The organism is Glycomyces sp. NPDC048151 (assembly GCF_043202775.1).
Taxonomy (GTDB): domain Bacteria; phylum Actinomycetota; class Actinomycetes; order Mycobacteriales; family Micromonosporaceae; genus Glycomyces.
On the sequence record NZ_JBIDBB010000001.1, the window covers coordinates 628,963 to 654,154 of the forward strand.

The following is a 25,192-nucleotide window of genomic DNA, read 5'->3' on the forward strand; positions in this document are numbered from 1 at the left end:
GGGGGACCGGCTACTTGACCGGGGCCTCCGAGAGCAGGACCTTGTCGAGGATGTTGTCGGCCTCGTCCTTCACGCAGTCCTCGGCGAGGGCGATCTCGCCGGTGAGGATCTCGCGGGCCTTGGAGAGCATGCGCTTCTCCCCGGCGGAGAGTCCGCGCTCGCGGTCGCGCCGCCACAGGTCGCGGACGACCTCGGCGATCTTCAGCGGGGAACCGGACGCGAGCTTCTCGACGTTCGCCTTGTACCGCCGCGACCAGTTGGTGGGCTCCTCGGTGTGGGGGGCGCGCAGCACCTCGAAGACCTCTTCGAGGCCCTCGGCGCCGACGACTTCCCGGACGCCGACGAGCTCGACGTTCTTTGCTGGAACCTTGACCGTGAGGTCACCCTGCTCGACGCGCAGCACGAGGTATTCCTGTTCGATACCGCCGATGGTGCGAGTCTCTACAGCTTCAACGAGTGCGGCCCCGTGGTGGGGGTAGACAACGGTCTCGCCGACACTAAAACCCATAGGATCGAAACCCCTTTCGCTGTGTCCAGCTTAACACGGGATCGGGGGTTTCCCCGACAGCGGATCGCCGCGAATTCCCTGGTCAATTGGTATGTGACTGATTACTCTACGGCACCTTGGGCTCTCGGGCGGCGAGCAGAGGAGACAAATGAGGCCTGCGTCCCTCTTTCGTGTCCGGCCCCGACCGATCCGGCCTCCTGGCTGCTCCTCAGTGGTGCCGGCCCGCCCGAGACCGTCCCACGCATAGCGGCGGCTACCTGCTTCGATGGCTCGATATCACGTCGATGCCGTTGCGCCGCAAGGAAAGGGCCTGTTCCACCGGCCCGGGTGAGATCCAGGGCTCGCCTCCCTCCCGGCCAAGGGAAACGACGAGGGCTCGTCGTCTACGCTGTCGTCAGCATGCCTGTCGGAACTCAGGGAGGACCAGCAGTGGTCAGGGGAATCAGCACGGCGGTCACGGTCCGCCGCGCGGCCGCTATCGCGATCGCGGGGGCCGCTGCGACCGTTCTGTCCGCGTGCGGTGCCAGCCTCGGCTCGCAGACCGAGGTCAAGCAGAGCGCGATCGCCGGCGTCAACATCGACAAGGGCGACATCGCGCTGCGCGACCTCCAGGTCGAGTTCGACTCCGCTGAAGGCTACGGAGCCGGTGACGACGCCGCCCTGCGGCTGTGGATCGGCAACGAAGGCCAAGAGGAGATCAGCCTCGAGTCCATCGAGACCGCCGCCGGCACGGTCACCTTCGTCGACCCTGCCGCCCAGGCCGCCGAGGCCATGGAGGAAGCCCGCGAGTCCACGGGCGAGGCCGACGCCGAGACGCCCTCGGGCGAGGCGACCGGCGACACCGCGACCGCCGAGTCCACGGAGGAGCCCAGCGGGGCCGCCGAGGAGCCCGCGGTCGACGAGCTCGACGGCGAGGAGGCCTACGAGCCCATCGCCATCGCCCCCGCCGGTTACGTGCGCCTCGACCAGGGCGCCGAGTCCGGCGTGTACTTCCTCATCGAGAACCTGCAGGAGCCGCTTGTCTCCGGCGGCACCATCGACGTGGTCTTCCACTTCTCCGACGGCACCGAGGTCCCGGCCAGCCTCCCGGTCGGCCAGGCCCTCGACCCGGCCGAGCGCGAGTACTACGAGCCCGAAGGCGAAGCCGAAGGCCACTAGAACGCGAACCCGACTTGCACTGAGGGCCCCGATCGAGTGAATCGGGGCCCTCAGCCGTCGTTCGGGCCGGTTTTCTGTCGGACCCCCCTGCCACGATCGGGGTGCGTCCTTCCCCTCTAGTGGTGGGTGGGGGTTTGTGGACGGTAGTCGGGCTAAGGCCGGACGCACGGCGCGAGACGCGGCCGAGGGGCAGCGGAGCGGCGGCACAGCGGCCGGTCATCGCGGCCCCGTCGTCAATGCACGGCGGCCGTCAAGAGCGGCGCCGCACGGCGGCCGTCAAGAGCAGCGCCGCACAGCGGTCGTCAACGCACCGCGGCCGTCAAAAGTAGGGCCGGACGGCAGTCGTCAATGCACGGCGGCCGTCAAGAGCAGCGCCGCACAGCAGTCTTGAACCAAACCGCACCCGTCAACGGCACAGCGGCCAGCGGCGGTCCACGGCCTCGTCGCGGCCCTTGCGGCGGAAGTATGCCTCCAGGCTTGCGGCGTCCTCGGCGTGCCACAGCACCTGCGCCGCACGGAGGTCCAAGGGCGTGAGACCCCCGACCTCCGGGTACATCGCGCCGATCGCGCGCGCCAGCGCCACCGTGGCGACCGCGTCGCCCGCCGCCGAGTGCGCGTCCGAGTGCGCCACACCGTAATGCGCGGCCGTCACGCCGAGGGTCCGCTTGCCCTTGCGGTAGCGGTCGACGCGCTTGTCGAGCACTGACGGGTCGATGATCGCCATATTGGTCCAGTCGGGCTGCTCGATGCCGTGCCGCTCCAGCTCCCATGACAGGAGCGTGCAGTCGAACCCGGCCCGGAACGCCACGACGGGGACTCCGGCGTCGACGGCGCCGCGCAGCGCCGCCGCGACGTCGGCGAGCGCCTCGACGGGGGCGAGGCCGTCGGCCTGGACCATCGCGTCGGTGATCCCGTGGACGCGGGTCGCGCCGGGCGGGATCGGCACGCCGGGGTCGATCAGCCAGGTGCGGGGCGTCTCGGTGCCCGGCCGCGCGCCGTCGACGAGGGCGGCCTGGACGATCCGGTCGCGGTCGACCGCGACGCCGGTGGTCTCGGTGTCGAAGCCCAGGAGGGGGCCTTCAAACCATCGTTCGCTCATGGCCACACCGTACCGGGAGGGTCCGACATTCCCCTATATGCTCTGCGGGCGCGGGAGCACCCCGACTTTCCGCGCATACCTCCCCTGAAAGGAGCATGTGGACTTCATGGACTTCCTGAATCCCGTGACGGACGCCATCCAGTCCTGGGCCGACGGCCTGAACGAGGAGTTCGGCGCCGAGATCGCGGCCGTCGGCGCGGTCGTGTGGGGCCCGCTGCTCGTCTTCACCCTGTTCGGGGTGGGCCTGATCTTCACGATCCAGCTCAAGGGCATCCAGTTCCGGCGCCTGGGCTACGCGCTCTGGCTGGCCCTGTTCAAACGCAAGGAGAACGCGGGTTCCGAAGGCGACCTGAGCCACTACCAGGCCCTGTCGGTGGCGCTCGCGGCCACGGTCGGCGTGGGCAACATCGGCGGCGTGGGCGCGGCGATCGCGATCGGCGGCCCGGGCGCACTGTTCTGGATGTGGGTGACCGGCTTCCTCGGCATGGCCACCAAGTACTCCGAGGCGCTGCTGGGCGTCAAGTTCCGGACGGTGAACAAGCACGGCGAGCAGTCCGGCGGTCCGCAGCGGTACCTCTCCGACGGCATCCCCGGCCCGATCGGGAAGGTGCTGGCGCTCCTGTTCGCGGTGTTCGGCGTGATCGCGTCGTTCGGCATCGGCAACGCGGTCCAGTCCGGGAACGTCACGAGCGCGATCGACGCGCAGCTGCCCGACGGCTCCTGGTGGACGCCGCAGCTGACGGGCCTGGTCATCTTCGTCCTGACCGGCGTGACGATCCTCGGCGGCATCAAGTGGATCGGGCACGTCTCGGCCGCGCTGGTGCCGTTCATGATCGTGTTCTACGTGGCCGGGGCGCTGCTGGTCCTCGCGCTCAACTGGGACGCGCTCGGCGCGGCGCTCGTCCAGGTCTTCGAGCAGGCGTTCACCGGCGGCGCGGCCGTCGGGGGGTTCACCGGGTCGGCGATCATGCTGACGATCCAGATCGGTTTCGCGCGCGGCATCTTCTCGAACGAGTCGGGCCTGGGCACGGGCGGTTTCGCGGCGGCCGCGGCCAAGACCGACCAGCCGGTGCGGCAGGCGATGGTGTCGATGACGCAGACGTTCATCGACACGATCATCGTGGTCACCATGACGGGCCTGGTCATCGTCGTCACGGGCGTGCTCGGCTCGGTCGACGCGAACGGCGACCTCGTCACCTCGTCGGCGCTGACGCGGCTCGCGTTCGAGGAGGGCCTGGGCGGCCCCGGGACCGTGGGCGGCGCGATCGGCGGGTTCATCGTCGCGGTCGGCCTGGCCACGTTCGCGTTCTCGACGATCATCGGCTGGTCCTACTACGGCGAGAAGTGCCTGGAGCGGTACACCGGCCGGGCCCTGATCCTGCCTTACCGGATCGTGTACGTGCTCGTCTCCTACCTGGGCGCGGTCACCAGCCTCGACCTGCTGTGGGGGCTCTCGGACATCGCGAACGGCCTCATGGCGCTGCCGAACCTCATCGGCCTGATGATGCTGACGCCGCTGGTGTACCGCGAGACGCAGGCGTTCTTCGCGCGCCCGGACTGGCGGCTGCTGCCCACGAACGCCGTCGAGGGCGCCACCGACGACCCGCCGGAGCCCACCCACAAGCTGGTGCTCGCCGGCGAACCGGACAGGGAGTGACACACCCCTCCTCTACCGTTGGCGCATGGCGGAACCCCGAACCGGCGGCACGGAGCTAGCGGCAGTCCTGGAGCGCGTCACCTACGCCAACGAGGAGACCGGGTACACGATCGCCCGGGCCAGCCCCGCGCGCGGCGGCGGCGACCTCGTCACGATCGTCGGCCCGCTCCTGGGCGCGCAGGTCGGCGAGTCGCTGTCGCTGACGGGCCGCTGGTCGAGCCACCCGAAGTACGGCCGCCAGTTCGAGGTCTGGTCGTACCGGACGGTCCTCCCGGCCACCGTCCAGGGCATCGAGCGGTATCTGGGGTCCGGCCTCATCAAGGGGGTCGGGCCCAAGACCGCCGGGAAGATCGTGGCGCACTTCGGCGTCGAGACGCTGAACGTGATCGACGCGGACGCGTCCCGGCTCGTCGAGGTCCCCGGGCTCGGCCCCAAGCGCACCAAGCTGATCGCGGCCGCCTGGGAGGAGCAGCGGGCCGTCAAGGAGGTCATGGTCTTCCTCCAGTCCGTGGAGGTCTCCACGTCCCTGGCCGTGCGCGTCTACAAGCAGTACGGGGACGCCGCGATCGGGGTGGTCAAGAACGAGCCGTACCGCCTCGCGAACGAGGTGTGGGGCATCGGGTTCCGCACGGCCGATGCGATCGCCCGCGCGGTCGGCATCCCGCACGACGCCCCCGAGCGGGTCAAGGCCGCCCTGCAGTACACGCTGTCGCAGGCGTCGGACGCCGGGCACTGCTTCCTGCCCGCCCCGAACCTCGTGGCCGACACCGTCGAACTCCTCGGCCTCGAACCCGGGCCGGTCGCCAGGGCCCTCGACGAGCTTGCGGCAGAAGGACAGCACGTCATCGCCGACGAGGTGCCCGCGAAGGACAGCACCGTGCCCGCCCGGTACCTCGCGCCGTTCTTCCACGCCGAGCGCGGACTCGCATCCGGGCTCACCGGGCTCCTGCGCACCGGCGAGGAGCGGCTCCCGGCGTTCCGGGACGTCGACTGGGACAAGGCGTTCGCGTGGCTGGGCCGCCGCACCGAAGCCGAGCTCGCCCCCGAGCAGGCCGAAGCGGTGAAGCTCGCGCTCACCGAGAAGGTGGCGGTCCTCACGGGCGGCCCCGGCTGCGGCAAGAGCTTCACCGTCTCCTCGATCGTGGCCCTCGCGAAAGCCAAGGGCGCCAAGGTCATGCTCGCGGCCCCCACCGGCCGCGCCGCGAAGCGCCTCGCCGAGCTCACCGGCTTCGAGGCCCGCACCCTGCACCGGATGCTGGAGCTGCGGCCCGGCGGCGACGCCGCCTACGACCGCGACAACCCCCTGGACGTGGACCTCCTCGTCGTCGACGAGTCCTCGATGCTCGACACGATCCTCGCGAACAAGCTCGTGAAGGCCGTGCCGCCCGGCGCGCACCTGCTGCTCGTCGGCGACGTCGACCAGCTGCCGAGCGTCGGCGCGGGCGAGGTCCTGCGCGACCTCCTCGCCGCGCCCGCGATCCCGCGCGTGCGCCTGACGCGGATCTTCCGGCAGGCCGCCGAGTCCGGCGTGGTCGCCAACGCCCACAAGGTGAACCAGGGGCAGATGCCCGAGCTCGACGGCTTCCCCGACTTCTTCTGGTTCGCGTGCGACGACAACGAGCAGGTCGCCGACCGCGTCGTCGAGATCGTCGCCCACCGCATCCCCCGGCGGTTCGGCATCCACCCCGTCCGCGACGTCCAGGTCCTCGCCCCCATGCACCGCGGCGGCCCCGGCGCCGGGAACCTCAACGCCCGCCTGCAGGAGGCCCTCACGCCCGCGAAGGACGGCCTGCCCGAGCGCCGCCACGGCGGACGCGTCTTCCGCCTGGGCGACAAGGTGATCCAGATCCGCAACAACTACACGAAGGGCAAGGCCGGGGTCTTCAACGGCACCGTCGGGCTCGTCCAGGCGATCGACGCGGTCGCCCAGACCATGACCGTCCACACCGACGAGGACGAGGACGTCGAGTACGAGTTCGCCGAACTCGACGAGCTCGTGCACGCCTACGCGATCACCGTCCACCGCTCGCAGGGCTCGGAGTACCCCGCCGTAGTCATCCCGGTGACCACGAGCGCATGGACCATGCTGCAGCGCAACCTCGTCTACACCGCCATCACCCGCGCCAAGCGCCTCGTCGTCCTCGTCGGCTCCAAGCAGGCGCTCGCTGTCGCCGTGCGTACCAAGGGCACCGGCAAGCGCCACACGGGACTCGCGCACCGCCTGGACGCCTAGAACGCGCCGGACCGGCCGCCCGCGGCAGCGCCTTGCGAACGACTATACGTATATGTATATTATGCTCATGGCGATTGCGCGCCACGAACGTTCCACCGCCTCACCAAGGAGCACCCATGTCCCACCCCGCCGCCGCGGGCCTCCTCGCCCCTCCCGACTTCGCCGCCGCGAGGACGCGGTCGCTCGCCCCCGACCTCGCCCGCGGCCTCATGCTGCTGGCGATCTGCCTCGCCCACGTGCGCGGCTTCATCACCGACTGGGGCACCGGGGCGGTGAACGCGACCGCCGAGTTCGCGGGCGTGTACCTGCTCGACAACCAGGCCCGCGTCATGTTCATCGTGCTGTTCGGCTACGGCCTCGGCCAGCTCGCCTACCGCCGCGCCGCCCAGGGCGCCGAATGGACCGACGTACGCAAGCTCATGCGCCGCAGGGGCTTCTGGCTCCTCGTCATCGGCCTGCTGCACATGGTGCTGCTCGTCCCGATCGACTTCATCTCCACGTACGGCCTCACCCTGCTGCTCTTCGCCGGGCTCGTGCGCCGCGGCGACAAGGCGATCCTGTGGACCGCGCTCGCGACCCTCGTCCTCGCGGTCGGCTTCACCGCCTGGACCGAAGTGGACCTGCTGCGCCGCTACGCCGCGGGCGAGCTCTCCCTGGAGATGATGTTCACCGGAAGCTACGGCGAGCACGTGGTCCTCGGCCTCGGCGTCGCCTCGTTCAAAGTGGTGCTCTCGGTCTTCGGCGTCGTGCCGGGGATGCTCCTGGGCCTGTGGGCCGCGCGCCGCCACGTCCTCGACGACCCGGCAGCCCACCTCGGGCTGCTGCGCGGCCTCGCCTTCGGCGCGCTCGGCTTCGCGCTCGCCGCCCGGCTCCCCTACGCACTCGTCCAGACCGGCCACTGGGACGCCGAACCCGGGACCATGTGGTGGCTCTCGGCCGTCCTGCACTCCGCCGGCGGCTACGCCGGAGGCGTCGGCGGGGCCGCCCTCATCGGGCTCGTCGCCTCCCGCATGACCCGCCCCGGCCCGGTCGCCACCGCCGTCGCCGCCCTCGGGCAGCGCTCGATGACGTTCTACCTGTTCCAGTCAGCCGCGATCCTGGTGCTGTTCTACCCGTTCACACTCGACCTCGCCGGGGACGTGAGCATGGCGGGCTCCTTCGCCGTCGCGTTCGCGATCTGGCTGGCCACGCTGCTCATCGCCGAGTGGATGCGCCGCGCCGGACGGCGCGGCCCCTTCGAGACGCTGCTGCGGCGCCTTTCTGAAAAGCGCTAGGCCTCTTCGGCCGCCGGGTCCGCGTCCTCCCCGCGGGCCCGGCGCTCGCCGCGCTCGGCAGACGGGTACACGACCCAGAACTCCGACTTCTCGTCCTGCTTGTAGCTGCGCTGCGTGATCGTCACCATCAGCGCGACCAGGCCCCCGCCCACGACGAACAGGGCGAGGACCAGGACGTTGATCCAGGTGACGTCCATCAGCGGTAGTTGGTGAACTGGAGCGCCACCTCGAGGTCCTTGCCCTTGAGGAGCGCGATGACCTCCTGCAGGTCGTCGCGCTTCTTGCCCGTGACGCGCAGCTTGTCGCCCTGGACCTGCGGCTTGACGCCCTTGGGGCCCTCGTCGCGGATGATCTTGCCGATCTTCTTGGCGTCCTCGGTCGAGATGCCCTGCTTGAAGGTCACGTCGATCTTGGTCTCCTTGCCCGACGCGCGCGGCTCGCCCGCGTCCAGGGCCTTCAGGGAGATCCCGCGCTTGATCAGCTTCTCCTTGAGCACCTCGAGGGCCGCCTTCACGCGGTCCTCGGTCTCGGCCGTGATGAGCGCCGCCTCGTCGCCGGAGCGCTCGACGCTCGCGCCGGTCCCCCGGAAGTCGAACCGGGTGGCCAGCTCGCGCTGGGTCTGGTTGATCGCGTTGTCGAGTTCGGCGAGGTCGATCTCGGAGACGATGTCGAACGAGGCGTCGGCCATGGCAGTCCGGTCCTTCCGTGCAGGTGCAAGGCGCAGTACGAGGGGCGGCGCGAGGGGCGCGACCGCCAAGCTTAGTCCTGCCGCACCGGCCCGGGCGGGCGCATTGCGGCCCGGGCGCAGTGAACGCCGTCTCAACTGGGGATAACCCGCTTGCGGGCCCCCTCGGGCGGGAGGTTATTCTTGCTCTCGCTACAAGCCACGGCAGGTTACCCAAGTGGCCAAAGGGAGCTGACTGTAAATCAGCCGTCATCGACTTCGCAGGTTCGAATCCTGCACCTGCCACCAGTAGCGGAAGGCCCCGACCACCAGGTCGGGGCCTTTCCCGTTCATTCCGCCGGGACCGCCGACTCGCGCGGCAGCCACGCGGCCGTCTCCCACCCGCCCTCGGGCCTCGCCTGGGCCCTGAGCTGGCCCCCGACCGCCTCGATGCGCTCACCGAGGCCCAGCAGACCCATGCCGCCGCCCGAGTCCGAGAGTTTCCCGCGCGCCGCCCGGCCGTCGTCCCGCACCGAAACTTCGAGGCCGTTCCCGCTCGCGGCCGCCACGACCACGCGCACGCGCGTCGCCCCGCGCGCGTGCTTCCGCACGTTCGTCAGCGCCTCCCGCACGACCCGGTGCGCCGTCGCCGCGATCTCCGGCGCGACCGTGTTCCCGGCGAGCTCGGGCGAGATGAAGCACGTCGCGTCCGTGCCCTCGCGGCTGAACCGCTCCACCAGGTCCTCGATCTGCGCGAGGTCCCCGAGCGGGTTCGTGCCCGCGCCTTCGGCGTCGTTGCGGAGCATCTTCACCATGCGCCGCATGGAGGTCAGCGCCGCGAGCCCGGCCTCCTCGATGTCCGCGAACGCCTTCTTGGGATCGGTGTTCGTCACCTGCGCGGCCTGCGCGAGCACGACCATGCCCGTGACGTGGTGCGCGACGAAGTCGTGCATCTCCCGGGCGAGCTCGAGCCGCTCGGCCTGCCGCACCTCCTCCTGCGTCTCGCGCCGCAGCTTGTCCATGCTGCGCAGGTACGCCCCGAAGCCGATCACGGTGGTCATCGTCATGAAGATCAGGACGGTGCCGCCGACCGCCGCGGACTCGAGCTCCTCGTCGAACAGCCGGAACCCGATGAGCATCACGGCGGTGCCGGTCGCGAACGCGACCCACCGCCCGGGAGGCGCGTCCCAGTGGCGGACCGCGAAGAGCATGAGCAGGCCCAGCGCGAACAGCTCGGCGGTGCCCACCCCGCGCACACCCTGGTCGTAGACCATGTCGAGACCGGTCATGGCGAGCGACGCGACCGCGGCGGCGGCGATCCACCGCTTGCGGCCGGGCCGGTACCAGACGTACACGCCGATCACGAACAGCGAGACCGCCACCTGCACCCAGGAGAGCCAGGAGACCATCGGCGGCCGGTCGTCCGCGCTGCTCGAGAACGTCTCGGCGGCGAGCATCAGCAGCAGGGTGCCGACGATGCCGATCTTGAGCAGCCGCATCAGCAGCCGGTTGAAGCGGCCGTGCATCGAGCGCACGGCGGAGGTGGACGTCATGCCACGACCGTAACCGTGTTTCACGGCCCCTCGGTCGAACGGCCGACCCGCGCCGCCCGAAACCGGCCGCCGAGCCGAAGTGGGGGACCCCTGTCGCGGGACAAGCTGGCTCCATGAACGACTTCCTTTTTGAGCTCAGCCTGGAGATCAGCATGGTCGTGAGCCTGGTGCTCACCCTCGCGTTCCTCATCGCGGGCACGGCCCTCCCCTTCGTCCCGACCGAGAGGAAGGCCCGCCGATGAGGCCCCCGATGCTCACCGCCCGCGCCCTCGCCAAGCGCTTCGGCACCGCCCCCGCCCTCGACGGCGTGGACTTCCACGTCGGCCCCGGCGAGTCCGTGGCCGTGACCGGGCCCAGCGGCTCCGGCAAGTCGACCCTCCTGCACTGCCTGGCCGGGATCATGCGGCCCGACTCGGGGGAGGTGCGCCTGTTCGACGAGCGCATCGACACCCTCTCCGAGCGCCAGCGCAGCCATCTGCGGCGCACCCGGTTCGCGTTCCTGTTCCAGTTCGGGCAGCTCCTGCCGGAGCTCCCGGCCGACGAGAACGTGGCGCTGCCGCTCATGCTCGGCGGCACGTCCCGCAAGGCCGCGCTCGGCCCGGCCCGCGCCGAGCTCAAGCGGCTCGGCTTGGAGGGCAAGGAGGACCGGCGTCCCGGCGAACTCTCCGGCGGCGAGGCGCAGCGGGTGGCGCTGGCGCGGGCGCTCGTGGTGCGTCCGGCGGTGGTGTTCGCGGACGAGCCGACCGGCGCGCTCGACCGGGCCACGGGCGACCAGGTGATGGGGGTCCTGCTCGACACGGTGCGGGAGCTGGACGCGGCGCTGGTCGTGGTCACGCACGACCCGCGGATCGCTTCGCGCTGCACGCGGACGATCGAGATCCGCGACGGCCGCCTCTCAGGCACGCCGCGGACCGGGGACGGCGCGGCGGGCGGCTTCGGCGGGTTCGCAGAGGGTCCCGCGGCAGAGGGTCCTGTCGCGGACGAGCAGGTCGGGGCGGGCCTGCGGGCCGGTTCGGCGCCGCAGGGCGCGGTCTCGCTCCCGGTGCGCGGCGGGGGTTCCGATGCGGCACCGGTGGCGTTCGCCGCCGGGACGGTCCAGGCCGCGGGCGCGGTGGGGCGCGGCAGCGACGCGTTCGCCCGCGGCGACGGCGCGGGCCCGCGCGGCGGCCGGGCCGCGGCGGACGCAGGGGACGGGTCGCCCGCGCCGGGCGTCGGCGCGCCGACGGCGCGGTTCACGGGCCGCCCGGTCTTCGGTTCGGGCGCTTCGCGTCCCGCTCCCGGTCCGGACTTCGGTCCCGAATCCGTGGTCGAGGTGTGGCGATGACCGAGCTTGCCTGGCGGCTGACCCGGCTGGGCGGGCGCAGCGCCCTGCTGAGCACGGGCCTGACCGCGCTCGCGGTCGCCGTCGCGACCCTCCTGCTGCAGTTCGCGGTCGCCGGGAACTTCGCGTTCGCCGAGCGGGCCGACCGCACCGACTGGCGCGACCCGTCGGAGGCGTCCGGCACCGGCGCGGCCGTGATCGCCACGGCCGCAGACCATTTCGGCGGCGACTCGATCACCCGCGTCGACCTCGCGGCCCTGGGCGGCGACGCGCCCGTGCCGCCGGGCATGGACGCGTTCCCCGCGCCCGGCGAGGTCTGGCTCTCTCCTGCCGCCGCCGACCTCCTCGAAGGCGTCCCGGCATCGGACTTCCTCGACCGTTACGGCGACGTGCGCGTCGCGGGCGAACTGGGCGCTGAAGCGCTCGCGCACCCGAACGAGCTCGTCGCCGTCGTCGGCCGCGACGCCGCCGACCCGGCCATGACCGCCGAGCGCACGAGCGCGGACGGCGTGTCCCCCAGGGAGATCGACTCGTTCGCCGTCGGGAACGCGGACACCGTGTACGGCTTCTACATGATCCTCATGGTCCTGGCCGCGATCCTCATGGCCGTGCCCGCCGCCGTGTTCGGCGCGGCCGCCGCGCGCCTCACGGTGTCCCGCCGCGACGAGCGGCTCGCGACGCTGCGCCTGGTCGGCGCGACTCCGGGGCAGGTCGTGCGCCTCACCTTGATCGAGACGACGCTGGCGGCGGTCGCCGGGGCGGTCGCGGGCACGCTCGCGTGGATGCTCGTGACGCCTCTGGCCGCGCTCATCCCGATCGACGGCGGACGCTGGTACGTGAGCGACCTGTGGGCCGGCGCCCCGTGGATGCTCGCCGTGGCGGCCGCGGTGCCGGTCCTGGTGGCCGTGTCGGCGCTCATCGGCCTGCGCAGCGTCGTGATCAGCCCGCTCGGGGTGGCGCGGCGCGTGAAGACCAAGGGCCTCAAGGCGATCCGCCTGGTCGTGTTCGCCGTGTTGGCGATCGCGTTCATGGTCGGCTCGAACCTGGTCGGCGGCGACATGGTCGCCGTGGCGATCCTCATCGGCCTGTTCGCGGCGACGCTCGCGGCGGTGAACCTGGTCGGGCCGTGGATCTGTCAGAGGCTCGGCCGGATCCTGGCGCGGACCGCGCGGGGCCCGGAGCGGCTGCTGGCGGCCCGGCGGCTCGCGGACGACCCGAAGGCCGCGTGGCGCGCGGTGGCCGGGGTCGCGATCGCGGGGTTCGTGGCCGGGTCGGTCGCGATGTTCCCGATGCTGCAGACGGACACGAGCGCGCAGGGCACGGAGTCGGTGGCGGCGATGGTCCCGGCGGACGAGGCGGACGTTCTCGCGGCCGACCTCGCCGAGCGGCTCGGCGGCACCGCCGAGGTCGCGGTCGTCGACTCCAGCGGGTACCTGACGGCCGACGCCGAGAGCGCCGTGATCGAGGCGACGACGTCTGGCGCGGACCTGGAGGCGGTGCGGACGGTGATGACCGCCGCCCTGCCCGGCGACCCGCCCGAGCGGGAGGTCGATTCGAGCATCATGTCGAACCGGCTCGTCGCGTCCGTGCGCACCGGCGTCACCGTGGTCCTCGCGGTCGTGTTCGCGACCGCGGCGGTCTCGGCGGCGATCAGCGCGATCGGGTCGGTCCTCGACCGCCGCCGCACCTACCGGCTCCTGCACCTGGCCGGGACGGAGCAGCGGGTCCTCGACCGGGCCCGCCGCCAGGAGACGCTGCTGCCGCTCGGGATCATCGGCGGCGCGTCGATCCTCGCCGGGATGGTCCTGACCTCGCCCGTGATCGGCGGCATGGGCTTCGACGCGAGCGGCGCGCTCATCCTCGGCGCCACGGTGGCGGCCGGGGTCGCCGCCGTGATCGCGGCCGGGGCCCTGTCGCGCCCGCTCCTGCGCTCGGTCATGCACGACGTGAGCCCGCGTCCGGACTAGCCAGGGAAGCTCCGGGGCCGCCATGCTGGGGGTGTGGCGGCCCCGGTCCGTGTCCGATCCCACTGGCGGCGCCGAGTTTCCAAGTGTGATAGTTAGGGAAACCTAAGTTGCCCGTGCTGGGATGTGGGCACACGAGCCGTGTACCGGAGGAGCCGAGATGGCTGAAGGCCGAGGACGCCGGACCCCCAGGGTCACCACCGCCGAAGTGCTGCGCACCGAGCGGGTCACCCCGCACATGATCCGAGTCGTGCTCGGCGGCGAGGGCCTGGCGGAGTTCGACTGCGGCGACTACACCGACCACTACCTGAAGCTCCAGTTCCCGGCCCCGGGCGTCGACTACCCCGAGCCGTTCGACCTGGCCCGCATCCGCGAGGAGTACCCGCGCGAGCAGTGGCCGGTCACCCGCACCTACACCGTGCGCAAGTGGGACAGGGCCGCCCGCGAGCTCTCGATCGACTTCGTCTACCACGGGGACGAGGGCGTCGCCGGCCCGTGGGCCGCGACGGTCGAGCCCGGCGCGCTCGTGCGCTTCGCCGGTCCCGGCGGCGCGTACGCCCCGGCGCACGACGCCGACTGGCACCTCCTCGCGGGCGACGAGTCCGCGGTCCCGGCGATCTCGGCCGCCGTCGAACGCCTCGACCCCGGCACGCGCGCCCACGTCTTCCTCGAGGTCGAAGGGCCTGAAGAGGAGCAGCAGTTCAAGTCCGCCGGGGACGTCCAGGTCACCTGGCTCCACCGCGGCGGCGCCCGCGTCGGCGAGCGCCTCGTCGAGGCCGTGCGCGCCTTCGACTTCCCCGCCGGGGACGTGCAGGCCTTCGTCCACGGCGAGGCCGGTTTCGTCCGCGACCTGCGCCGCCTCCTCCGCTTCGAGCACGAGGTCCCCAAGGAGCGCCTGTCGGTCTCCGGCTACTGGCGCCTCGGCCACGACGAGGACGGCTGGCAGTCCAGCAAGACGGAGTGGCGCAAGGTCGACGACGAGGACGAGGCCAGAGCCGCAGCGGCGTAAGCGAAAAGGGGCCTGCTGCCTCGGCGTGGCTCGCGAGCCGTCAATCCGTGGAGGGGCCCTTCCCTTTCGTCGTCCTAGTCCGTCGTGGCGGTCTCCGTCGCCGTCTCGGTCGGCGTCTTCCCCGGGGTCTTGACCCACTCGGGGTACTGCGCCATCCACTGGTCGAGCGTGTCGTGCTGCAGCGCGTCCCACAGGGCGTCGGCCGCGACCTGCTCGTCGCCCTCGTGGGTCATGACGATCGAGATCTCCTCGCCGCCCAGGTACGTCTGGTCGGTCGACGACGGCACCTGGACGCTCGTGATGCTCTCGGGGTCGATGTCGCGCAGGTTCACCGCGAGGTCGGTGATGCTCCACTCCTCGGGCTTGTCGATCGTCAGCGAGTCGCCGAAGCCCTCGAGGATCTCGGTGAGCTTGCCCGGGTCGGTCAGGTAGCCCTTCGCCTTGAACGCCTTGAGCAGCGACTTGATCGCCTGTTGCTGCATCGCCTGGCGGCCGTAGTCGCCGCCGCGGCCCTCCTGCCAGTCCGAGTCCCACGACCAGCCGTAGCGCTGCCGGATGAGGTCGAGCGACTCGTCCTTGTCGTACATCGCGCAGCCCTCGGGGAACACGCGCTTGTCGCCGTGGATCGACTGGATCTCGTGCCACGGGCACAGCTCGATCTCGCCGACCAGGTCGACCAGGCCCAGGAAGCCCTCGAAGTCGACCGTGGCGCCCATGTGGAACTCGACGCCCGTCAGGTCGTAGATCGTCTGCACCACGTTCGGGCGCGTCACCTCCCAGTCGCCGCTGATCGACGCCGAGTGGTTGATCTTGTTCTCGCACGGGTTGTTGCTGTACCCGGGCCCGCAGTCGGGGATCTCGACCCACAGGTCGCGGGGGAGCGACACCATCGTCGTCTCGGTCAGGTCCTCGTTGATGTGCACGAGGATCATCGTGTCCGAGCGGGTCGAGTCGCCCTGCTTGTCGACGCCGAGCACGAGGATGTTCAGCGGGCCCTTGATCTCCTCGACCTCCGCCTGCGCGTCGCCGAGGATGTTCTCGGTCGGCACGGCGTTCTCGGCGGTCGTCGACGCGAACTGCGCCACGCCCGCCGTGCCGCCCGCGACGACCATCGTCAGGGCGCCCGCGTACGTCATCAGGTGCGCCCACCAGGGCGCGCCGCTCTTGCCGGCCATCGTCACTCCAGGGTTCGGCTGCGAATGCCGTAGGAGTCACGTTCGAACCGGGCCCGCAGTTGCATCCGGAGTGCGAGGTCTTCTCAGTCGGTCGTCCCGGTGGACGTCTCGTCCGCGGTCCCCTCGGTCTCAGGCGGCGTCGTCGCGGCGTTCCCGGTCTGCTTGACCCATTCCGGGTACTGGGCGATCCACTGGTCCATGGTGTCGGTTTGCAGCGCCGACCACAGGGCGTCGGCCGCGATCTGCTGCTCGCCCTCCATGATGACCTCCGAGGAGCCCACCTCGGTCTCCTGCGAGGTCGCCGGCACCCGGATCGACGTGATGTCCTCGGGGTTGAGGTCGCGCAGGTTCATCGCCAGGTCGACGGCGGTCAGGCCGTCGGGCAGGTCGAGCGTCAGCTTGCCCTGCAGGCCCTCGAACAGGTCGGTGAGCTTCCCGACGTCCTTGTGGTAACCGTCGGCCTTGAGCTCCTTGATGAGCGACTTGATCGCCTGCTGCTGCATGGCCTGGCGCCCGTAGTCGCCGCCGAGGCCGCTCTCCCAGTCGGTCCAGCCGTAGCGCTGGCGGATGAGGTCGAGCGACTCCTCCTTGTCGTACATGGCGCAGCCCTCGGGGAAGACCCGCTTGTCGCCGTGGATCGACTGGATCTCCTGCCACGGGCACAGCTCGATCTCGCCGACGAGGTCCACCAGGTCCATGAACCCGTTGAAGTCGACGGTGGCGCCCATGTGGAACTCGACGCCGGTGAGGTTGTCGATCGTCTCCACCACGTTCGGGAGGGTCTCGCCCTCCCAGTCGTCGCTGATCGACGCCGCGTGGTTGAGCTTGTTCATGCACGTGTTGCCGCTGTAACCGGGCCCGCAGTCGGGGATCTCGACGTACAGGTCGCGCGGGAGCGACACCATCGACACGTCGGTCAGGTCCTTGTTGACGTGCACCATGATCATCGTGTCGGAGCGGGTCGACCCGCCCTGCTTGTCGACGCCGAGGACCAGGATGTTCAGGGGGCCCGAGATGTTCTCCACGTCCATCTCGGCCCGGTCGCCGAGGATGTCCTCGTTCTCCACCGCCCCGTTCGCGGTGTTGTAGCCGATCTGCGCCACCGCCGCCGCACCCCCGGCGACGACCATGGTCAGACCGCCCGCGTACAGCATCATGTGCGCCCACCAGGGCGCGCCGCTTTTGCCAGCCATGCAACTCCAATGGTCAGGTCAGCATTATTCCCTATGCATAACGCTTTGATAAACGCGAGGGGTTGCATGCTCGTCGGACCTGCGGCCGGACCTCAGTTCGCGGTTGGCTCGTCGCTCGCCGTGGCGTCTTCGGCGGCGGTCCCGCCGTCGACCGGCACTGCGGCGCAATCGGGTTGCGAATCGCCCGAGAGCCATTTGTCGTTCTGGCACGCCCATTCGTTGATGGTGTCGTTCGCGATCGCCTCCCACAGCGAGTCCGCGGCGACCTCCTCCTCGGTGCCCTCGTGGATCATGACGTACGACGTCCCGTACATCTCGCCCTCGGAGGACGGCGTGCCGATCGAGACGATCCCGTTCGGGTCCACGTCGCGCATCTGTGTGATCATGTCGACCAGGCTGTAGTTGCCCACGTCCAGGGTGAGCGCGTCGCCGAAGCTGTTGAGGAGCTCCACGGCCTTCGTCGGGTCCGTGGCGTACCCCTTCTCCTTGGCCCGCTCCAGGATCTTCTTGATCGCCTGCTGCTGCATCTTCTGGCGGCCGAAGTCGCCCCACGTGCCGTTCGCGTAGTCCTCTTCGGAGTCCCACCCGTAGCGCTGGCGCACCAGGTCGAGGGCGTCCTCCTTGTTGTACTCGGCGCAGCCCTCGGGGTAGGTCTTCTTGTCGCCGTGGATCGACGTGATCTCGTGCCACGGGCACAGCTCGATCGTGCCGAGCACGTCGACCATCTCCAGGAAGCCCTCGAAGTTCGCGATCGCGCCGCCGTCGAACTCGATCCCGGTCAGGTTCGTGATCGTCTCGGCCGTGTTCTGGAACGACTCGCCCCAGTCCTCGGAGTACGCGAACGCCTCGGTCAGCTTCGTCTCCGACTCCGGGACGCCGGAGGGGATCTCCACGAGCAGGTCGCGCGGCAGCGAGATCATGCTGACCTGCGTCAGGTCCTCGTTGACGTGCACGATGATGTCGGCGTCCGTGCGGGCCTCGCCCCCGGCGCCCACGCGCTCGTCGGTGCCGAGCACCAGGAAGTTGAGCGGCCCGGTGATCTTCTCGCCCTCCTCGGCCTCGACCCGCTGGTCGCCGAGGAGGTCCGCCTGGTTCACCGAGTCCTCGAGGACGGTGACGCCCACCTGGGCCGCGATCGCGCCGCCGCCGGAGATCACCATGACCATGGAGCCGGAGACGACCATGGCCTTCGCCCACCACGGCGACGATGCCTTGGCGACGGCGTGCTTCATCGGGCTGCCCATTGCGTCTCCCGGAACTGGTCGTGGGGGTGTCGAGGCGCCCGATGGGGGAAGGCCGGCGCGCTCGGGGGGGAGCGCGCCCGGCTGAGCAGGCGCGCAGCGTCCCAGGAACCATAGAGCATGTACGTCACGTGGTTGTTTCCTCTACCGCCCGGCGGGATCGAACCACCGGACGAAAGGGATAAAAGGCCGAAATACAGTATGGCCCCTGCCACACCCAACATGAGGACCGTTGCAAAAGCCAGTTTCAGACCGCTCAGGGGGCGCTCGCCCACCACCCGGCCGGTCTCCCCGTGCACCGCGACCATCCGCCGCCGCCCCCGGTGCGCGTACGACACCAGCCACACCGGCAGCAGCACCAGCCGGTACGCCAGCCCCGCGTACACCGTCTCGATGCTCGGCACGTGCTGCTCGTCCCCGCCGACCCGTGCCCGCACCTCCCGCTCCACCTCGGCCGCCATCCGGGCCTTCGCCAGCTCCAGCCCCACCTCCGGCTCCAGGTCGAAGCCCTGCGTCCAGTACCCCTCGAGCATCTCCGGCGCGAACGCCACCGCGTCCCCCAGCGACCAGTCCCGCAGCAGGTCCGCCAGCGCCGTCCCCTCCAGCCGCACCGTCGCCGCCACCGGCACCGCCGCGAAGTCCCGGTCCACCCGGCCCGCCGCCGGGAACCACCGGACGCCGCGCACCCGGCCCGAGCCGCCCTTCGCCCACTCGTACTCGCCGCGCGCCGCCTTGTACCGCGAGCTGGTGCGCGCCTCCCACACCCAGAACGGCAGGTAGGCGCCCCGGAACGACTCCGACTCGTCGATCTTGCGGAAGTCCCGCGGCGCGAGGTGGCCCCGCCGCGCCCAGTCCCGCAGGAGCCGCCGCGCGGTGGCCCGCTCGACGCGGAACGGCACGATGCCCTCCGGGGCCGTCAGCGGCAGCGGGGTGTCGTCGGCGTACCGCAGTGTCGCCTTGGGGGGCAACGCGGTCCAGTCGGGGTCGACGAGCCGTTTGACGGCCGGACGGCCGTGCAGCTCGGTGCCGCACGCGCCGCAGGAGAGGACGTGCGCGTCGGGGTCGGAGGGCAGCGGTTCGCCGCAGCTGCTGCACGGGCGCACACTGTGCGGACTTCGAGGGAGCAAAGCCCACCATCCTTCCATTTCGGGCACTGCTCCCACTGTATGCGCCGGGCGCAGCGCACGGAGGAAAACGGTTCGGGCGCTTGCCCATTCGCGAACGCAAGGCATATCGGGCCCACGACGTGCGCCACTGGATATATCGGCTCCGCGGTGGCAGGATAGAGCGCGTGACGCCACGGAGGGGGATCACGTCTGCGCGTGATTATGCCGATCAGTACCGGCGTCTGCGTGCCCTCATGCGGTCCGGGCAGGTCGCCGAGGCCGTCGCGGAGGCCACGTGGATCGTCTACAACTCCGAGACCGTGCACCAGCGCGCGCAGGCGTGGCTGTTCATCCTCCAGGGCCAGATCTCGCAGCGGGCGACCGACAGGATCCCCGGCACGATCGACCAGGCCGGGGCCGCCGTCTCCCGCTGCCAGGACGCCCGCCTCACCGGGAAGTACCACGCGCTCGCGGCCTGGTACTACCACCACTACATCAAGGCCCTGGGCCTCACGGCCGAGCAGCTGGTGCTGTCGCGTCGCGCGCTCCAGGCGATGACGGAGGAGAGCCAGGCCGCGGTCGACGCCTGGTACGACCTGGCCGTGATCCTCTCCAACTGCGGCTACCAGCAGCAGGCCTCGCAGGCGCTCGACGAGTGCCACACCCTCGCCGAGGGCACCGGCGTCGGGCGCTCCTCTGTGGAGGGCGTCGAGGTGCGGGTGCGGGACGCGCTCCTGCGCTACTACACCGGTGACGCGCGGGCCTGCAACTACCTGCTGCTCAAGGAGCTCCGCCGGGTCAAGCCGAGCCTGCACGAGCTGGACACGCGCGAGGTCGAGTGGATCCACTACGCGCTGGCGCGGGTGGGGCTGCTGGGCGCGGTGACCGAGAACTGGACGGTGGAGCACCTCCTGCCGGAGGAGACGTCGTCGGTGGAGGCGATGGACCTGCGCACGCTGGCGCGCGCGTCGCGGCTGATCGCGCAGGCGCGGGGCCTGGAGGCCCTCGAGGTGCTGGAGGCGCGGGAGATCGGCGACGAGACGCTGGGGGTGATGGAGCCGCAGCACCTGCGTTCGCTGGCGCTGGTGGCGAAGGGCGACCACGCGGCGTCGATCCTGGCGGCGCACGCGACGACGTACGCGCTGTACAAGCAGATCAACGAGTTCCACACGATCTACCTGGACTCGGCCGGGGCCCTGGTGGACCGGGACCAGCTGCGGCGGGCGGTCGCGGGCTGGGCGGACCGGGCGAACACGGACGATCTGACGGGCCTGCCGAACCGCCGCCGCCTCGACGAGTTCCTGTCCGATGTGGACGGCGACGGGATGATCGCGGTGCTCGACCTCGACGGCTTCAAGGCCGTCAACGACACCCACGGCCACCAGGCGGGGGACGCGATCCTGCAGCGGGTCGCGGCGCTCCTGTCGAGCGTGGTGCGCACCGGGGACCTGTTGGCGCGCACGGGAGGCGACGAGTTCATCCTCGTCCTGCCGGGCGCCACGGAGTACGACGCGGACGCGGTCTCGCAGCGCATCCGGGTGGCGGTGTCGAGCGAGAACTGGGAGTACTCGGTGCCGGGGACCCCGGTGGACGTGTCGATCGGCTGGGCGCGCCTGGCGGCGGGCGGCAACCCGTCGCAGACGCTGTGGGCGGCCGACCAGGCGATGTACCAGATGAAGCGGTCCCGCAAGAACTTCTGGGAGGGGAACGCCTTACTGGCGCCGCGTCAGGGGCACGGTTCGTAGACCGCGTCGAGGTCGATCCCGGCGACGGCGCCGTGGAAGCCCTCTTCGTCGTAGCGCTCGCACGCGGCGGCGACATTCGCGGGTTCGGCGGCGTAGTCGACGGCCAGGATGAGCTTCCCGGCGTCGCGGATCGCGCGCGTGTTCGCGAGGTTCTCGGCGCACCACTCCTCGGCGCACGGCTCGTCGGGGTTGAGGAAGAACAGCTCTTCGACGCCGATCCCGTCGATCGCGTCGAGGTAGCCGGGGTACTCGCGCAGCTCGGGGGAGTTCTGGACGAGGATCTCGAGGTCGTCCCCGGCGTGCTCGTCGGCTCTGATGACGAGGTCGACCATCTTCTGCGCCAAGGACTCCCGGGTCTCGCCGGGCACGAGCGCGAGGTCGATCTCCTCGTACGCGTTCGGCACGTCGAGGTACACGCCGTCGAACCCGGCCGCGGTCGCCTGGTCCAGGCGCGGCCGCATGACCAGGTCCCACCACTGCTGGTCCCAGTACTCGACGAAGTGCTCGTCGGGCCAGTCGCCCCACAGGTTCAAGACGATGTCGGCGGCGGCGACGGCGTCGTACTCGGGCCGGTAGGTCTCGATGGAGCCCATGGTGAAGTACGCGTAGACGCTTTTGCCGGAGTCCTGGAGGGCGCCGATCTCGTCGGCGGTGAAGTAGTCCTCGCCGCCGTCGCGGGCGAGGTCGATGACGGCCGTGCCGAACGGCGCGGCCGCGAGCGCGTCGAGCCGGTCGTCCTCGTACCCGGAGAGCTGGTAGATCCAGTCCGCGGACGCCGCCTCGGCGGTCGCGTCCGACTCGCCGGTCTCCTGGGTGCATCCGGCGAGGACCAGGGGGAGCACCAGCAGCGCGGCACGAAGTCTCATGCTGCGCAGGATAGTCACTCGGCGCTGATGGCCTCGGCGACCGCTTCGACCGCTAGGGCCCGCACCACGTCGACCGACGCCGCGAGCCGCCCGGTGGAGGCCGCGATGAACGCGTCGCCGTCCATCCGGGTGTGCACGGGGCTGATCGCCTTCGCGAGGCCGTCGTGCGCGCCCTGCGCGACCAGCGCACATTCGACCTTGTCGAGCCGCGCGTTCGTGACGACGACGCCGATGGTCGTGTTGCGCCCGAAGCCTTCGACCGCGAAGCCCTCGGGCCGCAGCAGCTCCCGGTCGAGCGGACCCGGTTCGCCGAACGCGTTCACCGCCGCGAGCGCGCTCACGGCCACGGGCCCGGCCCAGACGGTGGCCGTCCGCAGGCCCGACGGGAGCGTCACGCCCCGCCACTGGCCCACGGTCGCGCCCCGGCCCGCGCCGATCGGGCCGTCCAGTGCGGGCTCGAACGGCGCCATCGCCGCGTCGCACGCCTCATAGCCTTGGGCCGCACCGGGAACCGTCCCGGACCCGTCGAGGTCGTAGAGCCCGAGCGTCGGCACGATCGGGACCTTCCCGCCCGGCGTGACGACACCGCGGCCGTGCTCGGCCAGCCACCGCATCACCCCGTCCGCCGCCGCGAGCCCGAACGCGGACCCGCCGGTGAGCAGCACCGCGTCGACTCCGGTGTTCGCCCTGAGCGGGTCGAGCAGCTCGATCTCGCGGCTGGCCGGGGCCCCGCCCCGCACCTCGCCCGAAGCGGTCGTGGCCTTCTCGAACAGCAGCACCGTGCAACCGGTGTGCTCGCCGGTCCAGTGGCCGACGCGAACTCCCATGTCCCGCATCCGGACAGAGTACCGTCACGGGCCCTCCGGCTGCCTCTGAAATTCGATAACCGAACGGTAACTAAGCTCTTTGTGGACAGTGTCGGGGGACACCTGTGACCCACGCGAAATCCCTGGATTTCCCGGGCGCGCACGCCTTAGCATTGAAGACGAAGCCGAAGGAGCAGGAACGGAACGGTGAACCCGCAAACGTTCGGCCATGACGGAGCTTGCGAAGTCGTAAATTGGTATTGCCCCCGGCCCGGACGCGGTCAGACCGCATCCGATTCCCGCCGTCGACAATGGCGTCATCGACGAGCGGTTCTCCCAAGAAATACAAACCGGCTTACCCAGCCGGGAAGGAAAGATCATGTACGAGTTCGTAGGTGCATTCCTCGCAGTCGACGCCGCCAACACCGTTGCCAACTCGGCCCTGCCGAACGCCCCGGTCGTTGACGACGGGCGTGCCGACAAGCCTTACGCTTTCGGCGTCACCCGCCCGGAGAAGGTCCGCCTCTCGACCGCCGGCGTCCTGCGCCGGGCGGCCGACCGCGTCGAGGGCCGCGCCCTCGCCGGCCTGGCCCGCTAAGGACCGAGGCGAGCGCGCCCACAAGGCGCCGGCCGCAAGACTGCAAAACTCAACAATCCCACTAGAACGCGACGCGCTGCGGCTGTCTCCCAAGAGCCCGGCGCGTTTCGCTCTCCCGGAGGCGGGCCCAGTCGGAAGACGGGGCCCGCCTCCGGCGTCCCGGACACGCGAAAGGGCCCCGGCCGCAGGCCGGGGCCCTTCATGTTCCCTTGCGTGCCAGCCGTTTCCGGCTACTCCTCGGCGCCGGCCTTGCGGCGGCGGGCGGTGACGACCATGAGCACGACACCGACGACGAGCACCAGGGCGGCGCCGCCGACGATCATCCCGAGCGACGTGCCGGTCTTCGGCAGCTTCGGCGTGCTGGACCCGTTGCCGGTGGCGTTCACGGTGAATTCGGCCTTGTTGTTCTTCAGATCGCTGTCGAACTGGCCCGGGTACTCGTCGTGCTCGAGCGCGACGACCTCCAGCGATCCGTCCGACGCCTTGGCTGTGCTCGTGACCTTGACCTTCACGTCGAGGGTGAGCGACTTGTCGTCGGCGAGGCTGCTGAAGAAGCACACGAAGTCGAGCTTCTCCAGCTTCGCGGGATCCACCTGGGACAGGTAGCTCGCCCAGTCGGCCTTGTCGAGGCAGTTCCAGCCGTCACCGGAGACCTTGACGAGGTCGAGCCCGGTCGGCAGGGTCCCGAAGAGGGCGTAGCTGCCCGGGCCGTCGAAGAACGCGATGGCCCCGGCCGGACCGCCGTTGCCGACCTTGACCTTGACGGTGGTCTCGGTGTTCTTGGCCCCGCTGGCGTTCGCCTTGCCGACCGAGAGGTCGTACAGCTGGCCGGTGCTGCGGACGTCGATGTAGCCGGTGTCGTCGAAGTGGTCGGGGTTCCCGTCGGGGTCCGCCAGCGTCGTCGCGAACAGGCGGTCCGAGCCTTCGTCCCACGAGAGGTCCCCGAACTCGGACGCGAGGGTCTCGGCGTCGAGCGGTCGGACGGCGAACTCGCAGCCGCAGACCTCGAAGCTGCCGGGGATCTCCGCGTCGAGCGTGTAGTCGACCGGGCTCGGGACGAAGACCCCGCCGGGGACGTCCTCGAAATCAGTGACGACACAGGTGACGCTGGACCCGCTGCCGCCGTCGACGCAGTTGTCGTACTCGGCGGCCGCGGTCACCGCGCCGGTCAGGATGTAGGAGCTCCCGGTGAAGCTGAAGGCCAAGGCCTCGGTGTCGGACGGAAGCGCGCCGTCCTGGTAGTACCCGGGGTCCACCCCGGCGGTCTCGCCGGGGTCGAGCTCGATCTGGGTGGTGTCGTACAGGAACGGCTCTTCAGAGCCGACAGGCTCGCTGTCGACCTCCATGGTGCCGGAGGTCTCGGCGACGGTCTCGCCGTTGAGCGCGAACTCGACCCGGTACGGGTACTGGCCCACGGGGACCACGTCCGCCGCCCTGTACTGGAAGGCGAACTCGGTCACGGGCCCGGTGGGCACCTTGGGGCAGGTCATCGCCGAGGTCTGCCCCAGGGTGCAGCCCTCCTCGGCTCCGGCGTCGAATTCGAAGTCGCCGTTGAGCGTCCCGACGAACTCGAGCGTGACGGCGACGTCCTTGCCCGCGGGGTCGAAGCCGTCGCCGAAGTCGATCGACGCCGAGAAGTCGGAGAACTCCCCGTCGAAGTAGATCGGGTTCTCAATAGCGACGTCGATGACGGGCTCGGCGTCCTGCGCGGCGGCCGGGAGCGCGAAGGCGCCCGCGCCGAGCGCCGCGGCGGCGGCCGCCGTGAGCAGGCGCCTTCCGGTGTTCCGGGGGTATGAGGGTCTCATGGGGTGTTGTCCTTTGAGGATTCATTGCGATGCCGTGGTCAGGGGTACCGCGAGGCGGGTGGTCTCTTATCAGCAAGACGCATCCGCTCGATCACCGGTTGCAATGTCGCCTGAAATTCTTCCCGAGACCGGTTGCGGGCGCAGCGAACAGGGGCGACCGACCGTCGCGGTCGAGCGCCCCTGTTGCGGCTGTGTCCTTATGAGGCCGCTGTCAGCA

At 70.7% G+C, this 25,192-nt stretch carries 22 protein-coding genes and 1 tRNA gene; 11 read left to right on the top strand and 12 right to left on the bottom strand.

The annotated features are described in order from the left end of the window. Nucleotides 1–10: 10 nt before the first annotated feature. Nucleotides 11–508: a CarD family transcriptional regulator gene (locus ACGGCP_RS03090; RefSeq protein WP_205325932.1), complete on the bottom strand. Its 498-nt coding sequence runs from the start codon at nt 506–508 to the stop codon at nt 11–13. A gap of 429 nt (nt 509–937) precedes the next feature. Between ACGGCP_RS03090 and ACGGCP_RS03095 the strand changes: the two genes are divergently transcribed. Next, a complete protein-coding gene (locus tag ACGGCP_RS03095) occupies nt 938–1,666 on the top strand; it encodes a hypothetical protein (protein WP_392960243.1) in 729 nt (242 codons plus the stop codon). A gap of 406 nt (nt 1,667–2,072) precedes the next feature. On the opposite strand, the gene ACGGCP_RS03100 is transcribed toward ACGGCP_RS03095, so the two are convergent. Next, a complete protein-coding gene (locus ACGGCP_RS03100; RefSeq protein WP_392960245.1) occupies nt 2,073–2,765 on the bottom strand; it encodes an exonuclease domain-containing protein in 693 nt (230 codons plus the stop codon). Nucleotides 2,766–2,871: 106 nt separating this feature from the next. Between ACGGCP_RS03100 and ACGGCP_RS03105 the strand changes: the two genes are divergently transcribed. The 3 genes from ACGGCP_RS03105 to ACGGCP_RS03115 all read left to right on the top strand — a co-directional run bounded on the left by ACGGCP_RS03105 (nt 2,872) and on the right by ACGGCP_RS03115 (nt 7,929). Beyond that, complete coding sequence (locus tag ACGGCP_RS03105) at nt 2,872–4,422, top strand: alanine/glycine:cation symporter family protein (RefSeq protein ID WP_392960247.1); 1,551 nt, start codon at nt 2,872–2,874, stop codon at nt 4,420–4,422. Between the two features lie 25 nt (nt 4,423–4,447). After that, nucleotides 4,448–6,655 carry an ATP-dependent RecD-like DNA helicase gene (locus ACGGCP_RS03110; RefSeq protein WP_392960249.1) on the top strand — a complete coding sequence of 736 codons (2,208 nt, stop codon included), beginning with the start codon at nt 4,448–4,450 and terminating at the stop codon, nt 6,653–6,655. 116 nt (nt 6,656–6,771) lie between these two features. Next, nucleotides 6,772–7,929: a DUF418 domain-containing protein gene (locus tag ACGGCP_RS03115; protein ID WP_392960251.1), complete on the top strand. Its 1,158-nt coding sequence runs from the start codon at nt 6,772–6,774 to the stop codon at nt 7,927–7,929. Here ACGGCP_RS03115 and ACGGCP_RS03120 read toward each other — a convergent pair. Continuing rightward, entirely contained in the window at nt 7,926–8,126 is a 201-nt protein-coding gene (locus ACGGCP_RS03120; protein WP_392960254.1) for a hypothetical protein, read from the bottom strand. The genes ACGGCP_RS03115 and ACGGCP_RS03120 overlap by 4 nt on opposite strands. Further along, nucleotides 8,126–8,617 carry a YajQ family cyclic di-GMP-binding protein gene (locus ACGGCP_RS03125; RefSeq protein WP_392960257.1) on the bottom strand — a complete coding sequence of 164 codons (492 nt, stop codon included), beginning with the start codon at nt 8,615–8,617 and terminating at the stop codon, nt 8,126–8,128. The genes ACGGCP_RS03120 and ACGGCP_RS03125 overlap by 1 nt, the downstream gene beginning before the upstream one ends. A gap of 200 nt (nt 8,618–8,817) precedes the next feature. Between ACGGCP_RS03125 and ACGGCP_RS03130 the strand changes: the two genes are divergently transcribed. Further along, nucleotides 8,818–8,902, top strand: a tRNA-Tyr gene (locus ACGGCP_RS03130). Nucleotides 8,903–8,943: 41 nt separating this feature from the next. On the opposite strand, the gene ACGGCP_RS03135 is transcribed toward ACGGCP_RS03130, so the two are convergent. Continuing rightward, nucleotides 8,944–10,146 (bottom strand): sensor histidine kinase, encoded by a 1,203-nt coding sequence (locus tag ACGGCP_RS03135; protein ID WP_392960260.1) that lies wholly within the window; start codon nt 10,144–10,146, stop codon nt 8,944–8,946. A 113-nt stretch (nt 10,147–10,259) separates the two neighbouring features. Between ACGGCP_RS03135 and ACGGCP_RS03140 the strand changes: the two genes are divergently transcribed. The 4 genes from ACGGCP_RS03140 (at nt 10,260) to ACGGCP_RS03155 (ending at nt 14,440) form a co-directional block, all read left to right on the top strand. After that, nucleotides 10,260–10,388 (top strand): hypothetical protein, encoded by a 129-nt coding sequence (locus ACGGCP_RS03140; protein ID WP_392960263.1) that lies wholly within the window; start codon nt 10,260–10,262, stop codon nt 10,386–10,388. Next, complete coding sequence (locus ACGGCP_RS03145) at nt 10,385–11,470, top strand: ABC transporter ATP-binding protein (protein ID WP_392960266.1); 1,086 nt, start codon at nt 10,385–10,387, stop codon at nt 11,468–11,470. The genes ACGGCP_RS03140 and ACGGCP_RS03145 overlap by 4 nt, the downstream gene beginning before the upstream one ends. Continuing rightward, entirely contained in the window at nt 11,467–13,434 is a 1,968-nt protein-coding gene (locus ACGGCP_RS03150) for an FtsX-like permease family protein (protein ID WP_392960268.1), read from the top strand. The genes ACGGCP_RS03145 and ACGGCP_RS03150 overlap by 4 nt, the downstream gene beginning before the upstream one ends. 157 nt (nt 13,435–13,591) lie before the next feature. Continuing rightward, nucleotides 13,592–14,440 (top strand): siderophore-interacting protein, encoded by an 849-nt coding sequence (locus tag ACGGCP_RS03155; RefSeq protein ID WP_392960270.1) that lies wholly within the window; start codon nt 13,592–13,594, stop codon nt 14,438–14,440. Between the two features lie 74 nt (nt 14,441–14,514). Here the strand turns inward: ACGGCP_RS03155 and ACGGCP_RS03160 are convergent, their stop codons facing one another. The 4 genes from ACGGCP_RS03160 to ACGGCP_RS03175 form a co-directional block, all read right to left on the bottom strand. After that, nucleotides 14,515–15,615, bottom strand: coding sequence for an LCP family protein (locus ACGGCP_RS03160; RefSeq protein ID WP_392960273.1), 1,101 nt, complete (start codon nt 15,613–15,615; stop codon nt 14,515–14,517). Nucleotides 15,616–15,698: 83 nt separating this feature from the next. Then, complete coding sequence (locus ACGGCP_RS03165; RefSeq protein WP_392960275.1) at nt 15,699–16,808, bottom strand: LCP family protein; 1,110 nt, start codon at nt 16,806–16,808, stop codon at nt 15,699–15,701. Nucleotides 16,809–16,900: 92 nt separating this feature from the next. Further along, nucleotides 16,901–18,052, bottom strand: a complete 1,152-nt coding sequence (locus ACGGCP_RS03170) for an LCP family protein (RefSeq protein WP_392960278.1) — start codon at nt 18,050–18,052, stop codon at nt 16,901–16,903. Beyond that, complete coding sequence (locus ACGGCP_RS03175) at nt 18,037–19,176, bottom strand: hypothetical protein (protein WP_392960280.1); 1,140 nt, start codon at nt 19,174–19,176, stop codon at nt 18,037–18,039. The genes ACGGCP_RS03170 and ACGGCP_RS03175 overlap by 16 nt, the downstream gene beginning before the upstream one ends. Nucleotides 19,177–19,409: 233 nt before the next feature. Here ACGGCP_RS03175 and ACGGCP_RS03180 point away from each other — a divergent pair, with 233 nt between their 5' ends. Continuing rightward, on the top strand, nt 19,410–20,900 hold the full coding sequence (locus ACGGCP_RS03180; RefSeq protein ID WP_392960283.1) for a diguanylate cyclase domain-containing protein: 1,491 nt from the start codon (nt 19,410–19,412) through the stop codon (nt 20,898–20,900). Here the strand turns inward: ACGGCP_RS03180 and ACGGCP_RS03185 are convergent. Both ACGGCP_RS03185 and ACGGCP_RS03190 read right to left on the bottom strand, forming a co-directional pair. Beyond that, on the bottom strand, nt 20,882–21,766 hold the full coding sequence (locus tag ACGGCP_RS03185; RefSeq protein ID WP_392960286.1) for an endo alpha-1,4 polygalactosaminidase: 885 nt from the start codon (nt 21,764–21,766) through the stop codon (nt 20,882–20,884). The two genes, ACGGCP_RS03180 and ACGGCP_RS03185, sit on opposite strands and share 19 nt — an antisense overlap. Nucleotides 21,767–21,780: 14 nt before the next feature. Continuing rightward, nucleotides 21,781–22,602, bottom strand: coding sequence for a P1 family peptidase (locus ACGGCP_RS03190; protein ID WP_392960288.1), 822 nt, complete (start codon nt 22,600–22,602; stop codon nt 21,781–21,783). 349 nt (nt 22,603–22,951) lie between these two features. On the opposite strand from ACGGCP_RS03190, the gene ACGGCP_RS03195 reads away from it, so the two are divergent. Continuing rightward, nucleotides 22,952–23,170: a hypothetical protein gene (locus tag ACGGCP_RS03195; protein ID WP_208498944.1), complete on the top strand. Its 219-nt coding sequence runs from the start codon at nt 22,952–22,954 to the stop codon at nt 23,168–23,170. A gap of 230 nt (nt 23,171–23,400) precedes the next feature. Here ACGGCP_RS03195 and ACGGCP_RS03200 read toward each other — a convergent pair whose 3' ends face one another. Next, nucleotides 23,401–24,975, bottom strand: a complete 1,575-nt coding sequence (locus ACGGCP_RS03200; protein ID WP_392960292.1) for a hypothetical protein — start codon at nt 24,973–24,975, stop codon at nt 23,401–23,403. Nucleotides 24,976–25,192: the final 217 nt, after the last annotated feature.

Excerpts from the sequence above, each read along its gene's own strand:
- ACGGCP_RS03090 (WP_205325932.1), bottom strand. The coding sequence starts at position 508 with ATGGGTTTTAGTGTCGGCGAGACCGTTGTCTACCCCCACCACGGGGCC.
- ACGGCP_RS03100 (WP_392960245.1), bottom strand. The coding sequence starts at position 2,765 with ATGAGCGAACGATGGTTTGAAGGCCCCCTCCTGGGCTTCGACACCGAG.
- ACGGCP_RS03105 (WP_392960247.1), top strand. The coding sequence starts at position 2,872 with ATGGACTTCCTGAATCCCGTGACGGACGCCATCCAGTCCTGGGCCGAC.
- ACGGCP_RS03110 (WP_392960249.1), top strand. The coding sequence starts at position 4,448 with ATGGCGGAACCCCGAACCGGCGGCACGGAGCTAGCGGCAGTCCTGGAG.
- ACGGCP_RS03115 (WP_392960251.1), top strand. The coding sequence starts at position 6,772 with ATGTCCCACCCCGCCGCCGCGGGCCTCCTCGCCCCTCCCGACTTCGCC.
- ACGGCP_RS03120 (WP_392960254.1), bottom strand. The coding sequence starts at position 8,126 with ATGGACGTCACCTGGATCAACGTCCTGGTCCTCGCCCTGTTCGTCGTG.
- ACGGCP_RS03125 (WP_392960257.1), bottom strand. The coding sequence starts at position 8,617 with ATGGCCGACGCCTCGTTCGACATCGTCTCCGAGATCGACCTCGCCGAA.
- ACGGCP_RS03135 (WP_392960260.1), bottom strand. The coding sequence starts at position 10,146 with ATGACGTCCACCTCCGCCGTGCGCTCGATGCACGGCCGCTTCAACCGG.
- ACGGCP_RS03140 (WP_392960263.1), top strand. The coding sequence starts at position 10,260 with ATGAACGACTTCCTTTTTGAGCTCAGCCTGGAGATCAGCATGGTCGTG.
- ACGGCP_RS03145 (WP_392960266.1), top strand. The coding sequence starts at position 10,385 with ATGAGGCCCCCGATGCTCACCGCCCGCGCCCTCGCCAAGCGCTTCGGC.
- ACGGCP_RS03150 (WP_392960268.1), top strand. The coding sequence starts at position 11,467 with ATGACCGAGCTTGCCTGGCGGCTGACCCGGCTGGGCGGGCGCAGCGCC.
- ACGGCP_RS03155 (WP_392960270.1), top strand. The coding sequence starts at position 13,592 with ATGGCTGAAGGCCGAGGACGCCGGACCCCCAGGGTCACCACCGCCGAA.
- ACGGCP_RS03160 (WP_392960273.1), bottom strand. The coding sequence starts at position 15,615 with ATGGCCGGCAAGAGCGGCGCGCCCTGGTGGGCGCACCTGATGACGTAC.
- ACGGCP_RS03165 (WP_392960275.1), bottom strand. The coding sequence starts at position 16,808 with ATGGCTGGCAAAAGCGGCGCGCCCTGGTGGGCGCACATGATGCTGTAC.
- ACGGCP_RS03170 (WP_392960278.1), bottom strand. The coding sequence starts at position 18,052 with ATGGGCAGCCCGATGAAGCACGCCGTCGCCAAGGCATCGTCGCCGTGG.
- ACGGCP_RS03180 (WP_392960283.1), top strand. The coding sequence starts at position 19,410 with ATGCGGTCCGGGCAGGTCGCCGAGGCCGTCGCGGAGGCCACGTGGATC.
- ACGGCP_RS03185 (WP_392960286.1), bottom strand. The coding sequence starts at position 21,766 with ATGAGACTTCGTGCCGCGCTGCTGGTGCTCCCCCTGGTCCTCGCCGGA.
- ACGGCP_RS03190 (WP_392960288.1), bottom strand. The coding sequence starts at position 22,602 with ATGCGGGACATGGGAGTTCGCGTCGGCCACTGGACCGGCGAGCACACC.
- ACGGCP_RS03195 (WP_208498944.1), top strand. The coding sequence starts at position 22,952 with ATGTACGAGTTCGTAGGTGCATTCCTCGCAGTCGACGCCGCCAACACC.
- ACGGCP_RS03200 (WP_392960292.1), bottom strand. The coding sequence starts at position 24,975 with ATGAGACCCTCATACCCCCGGAACACCGGAAGGCGCCTGCTCACGGCG.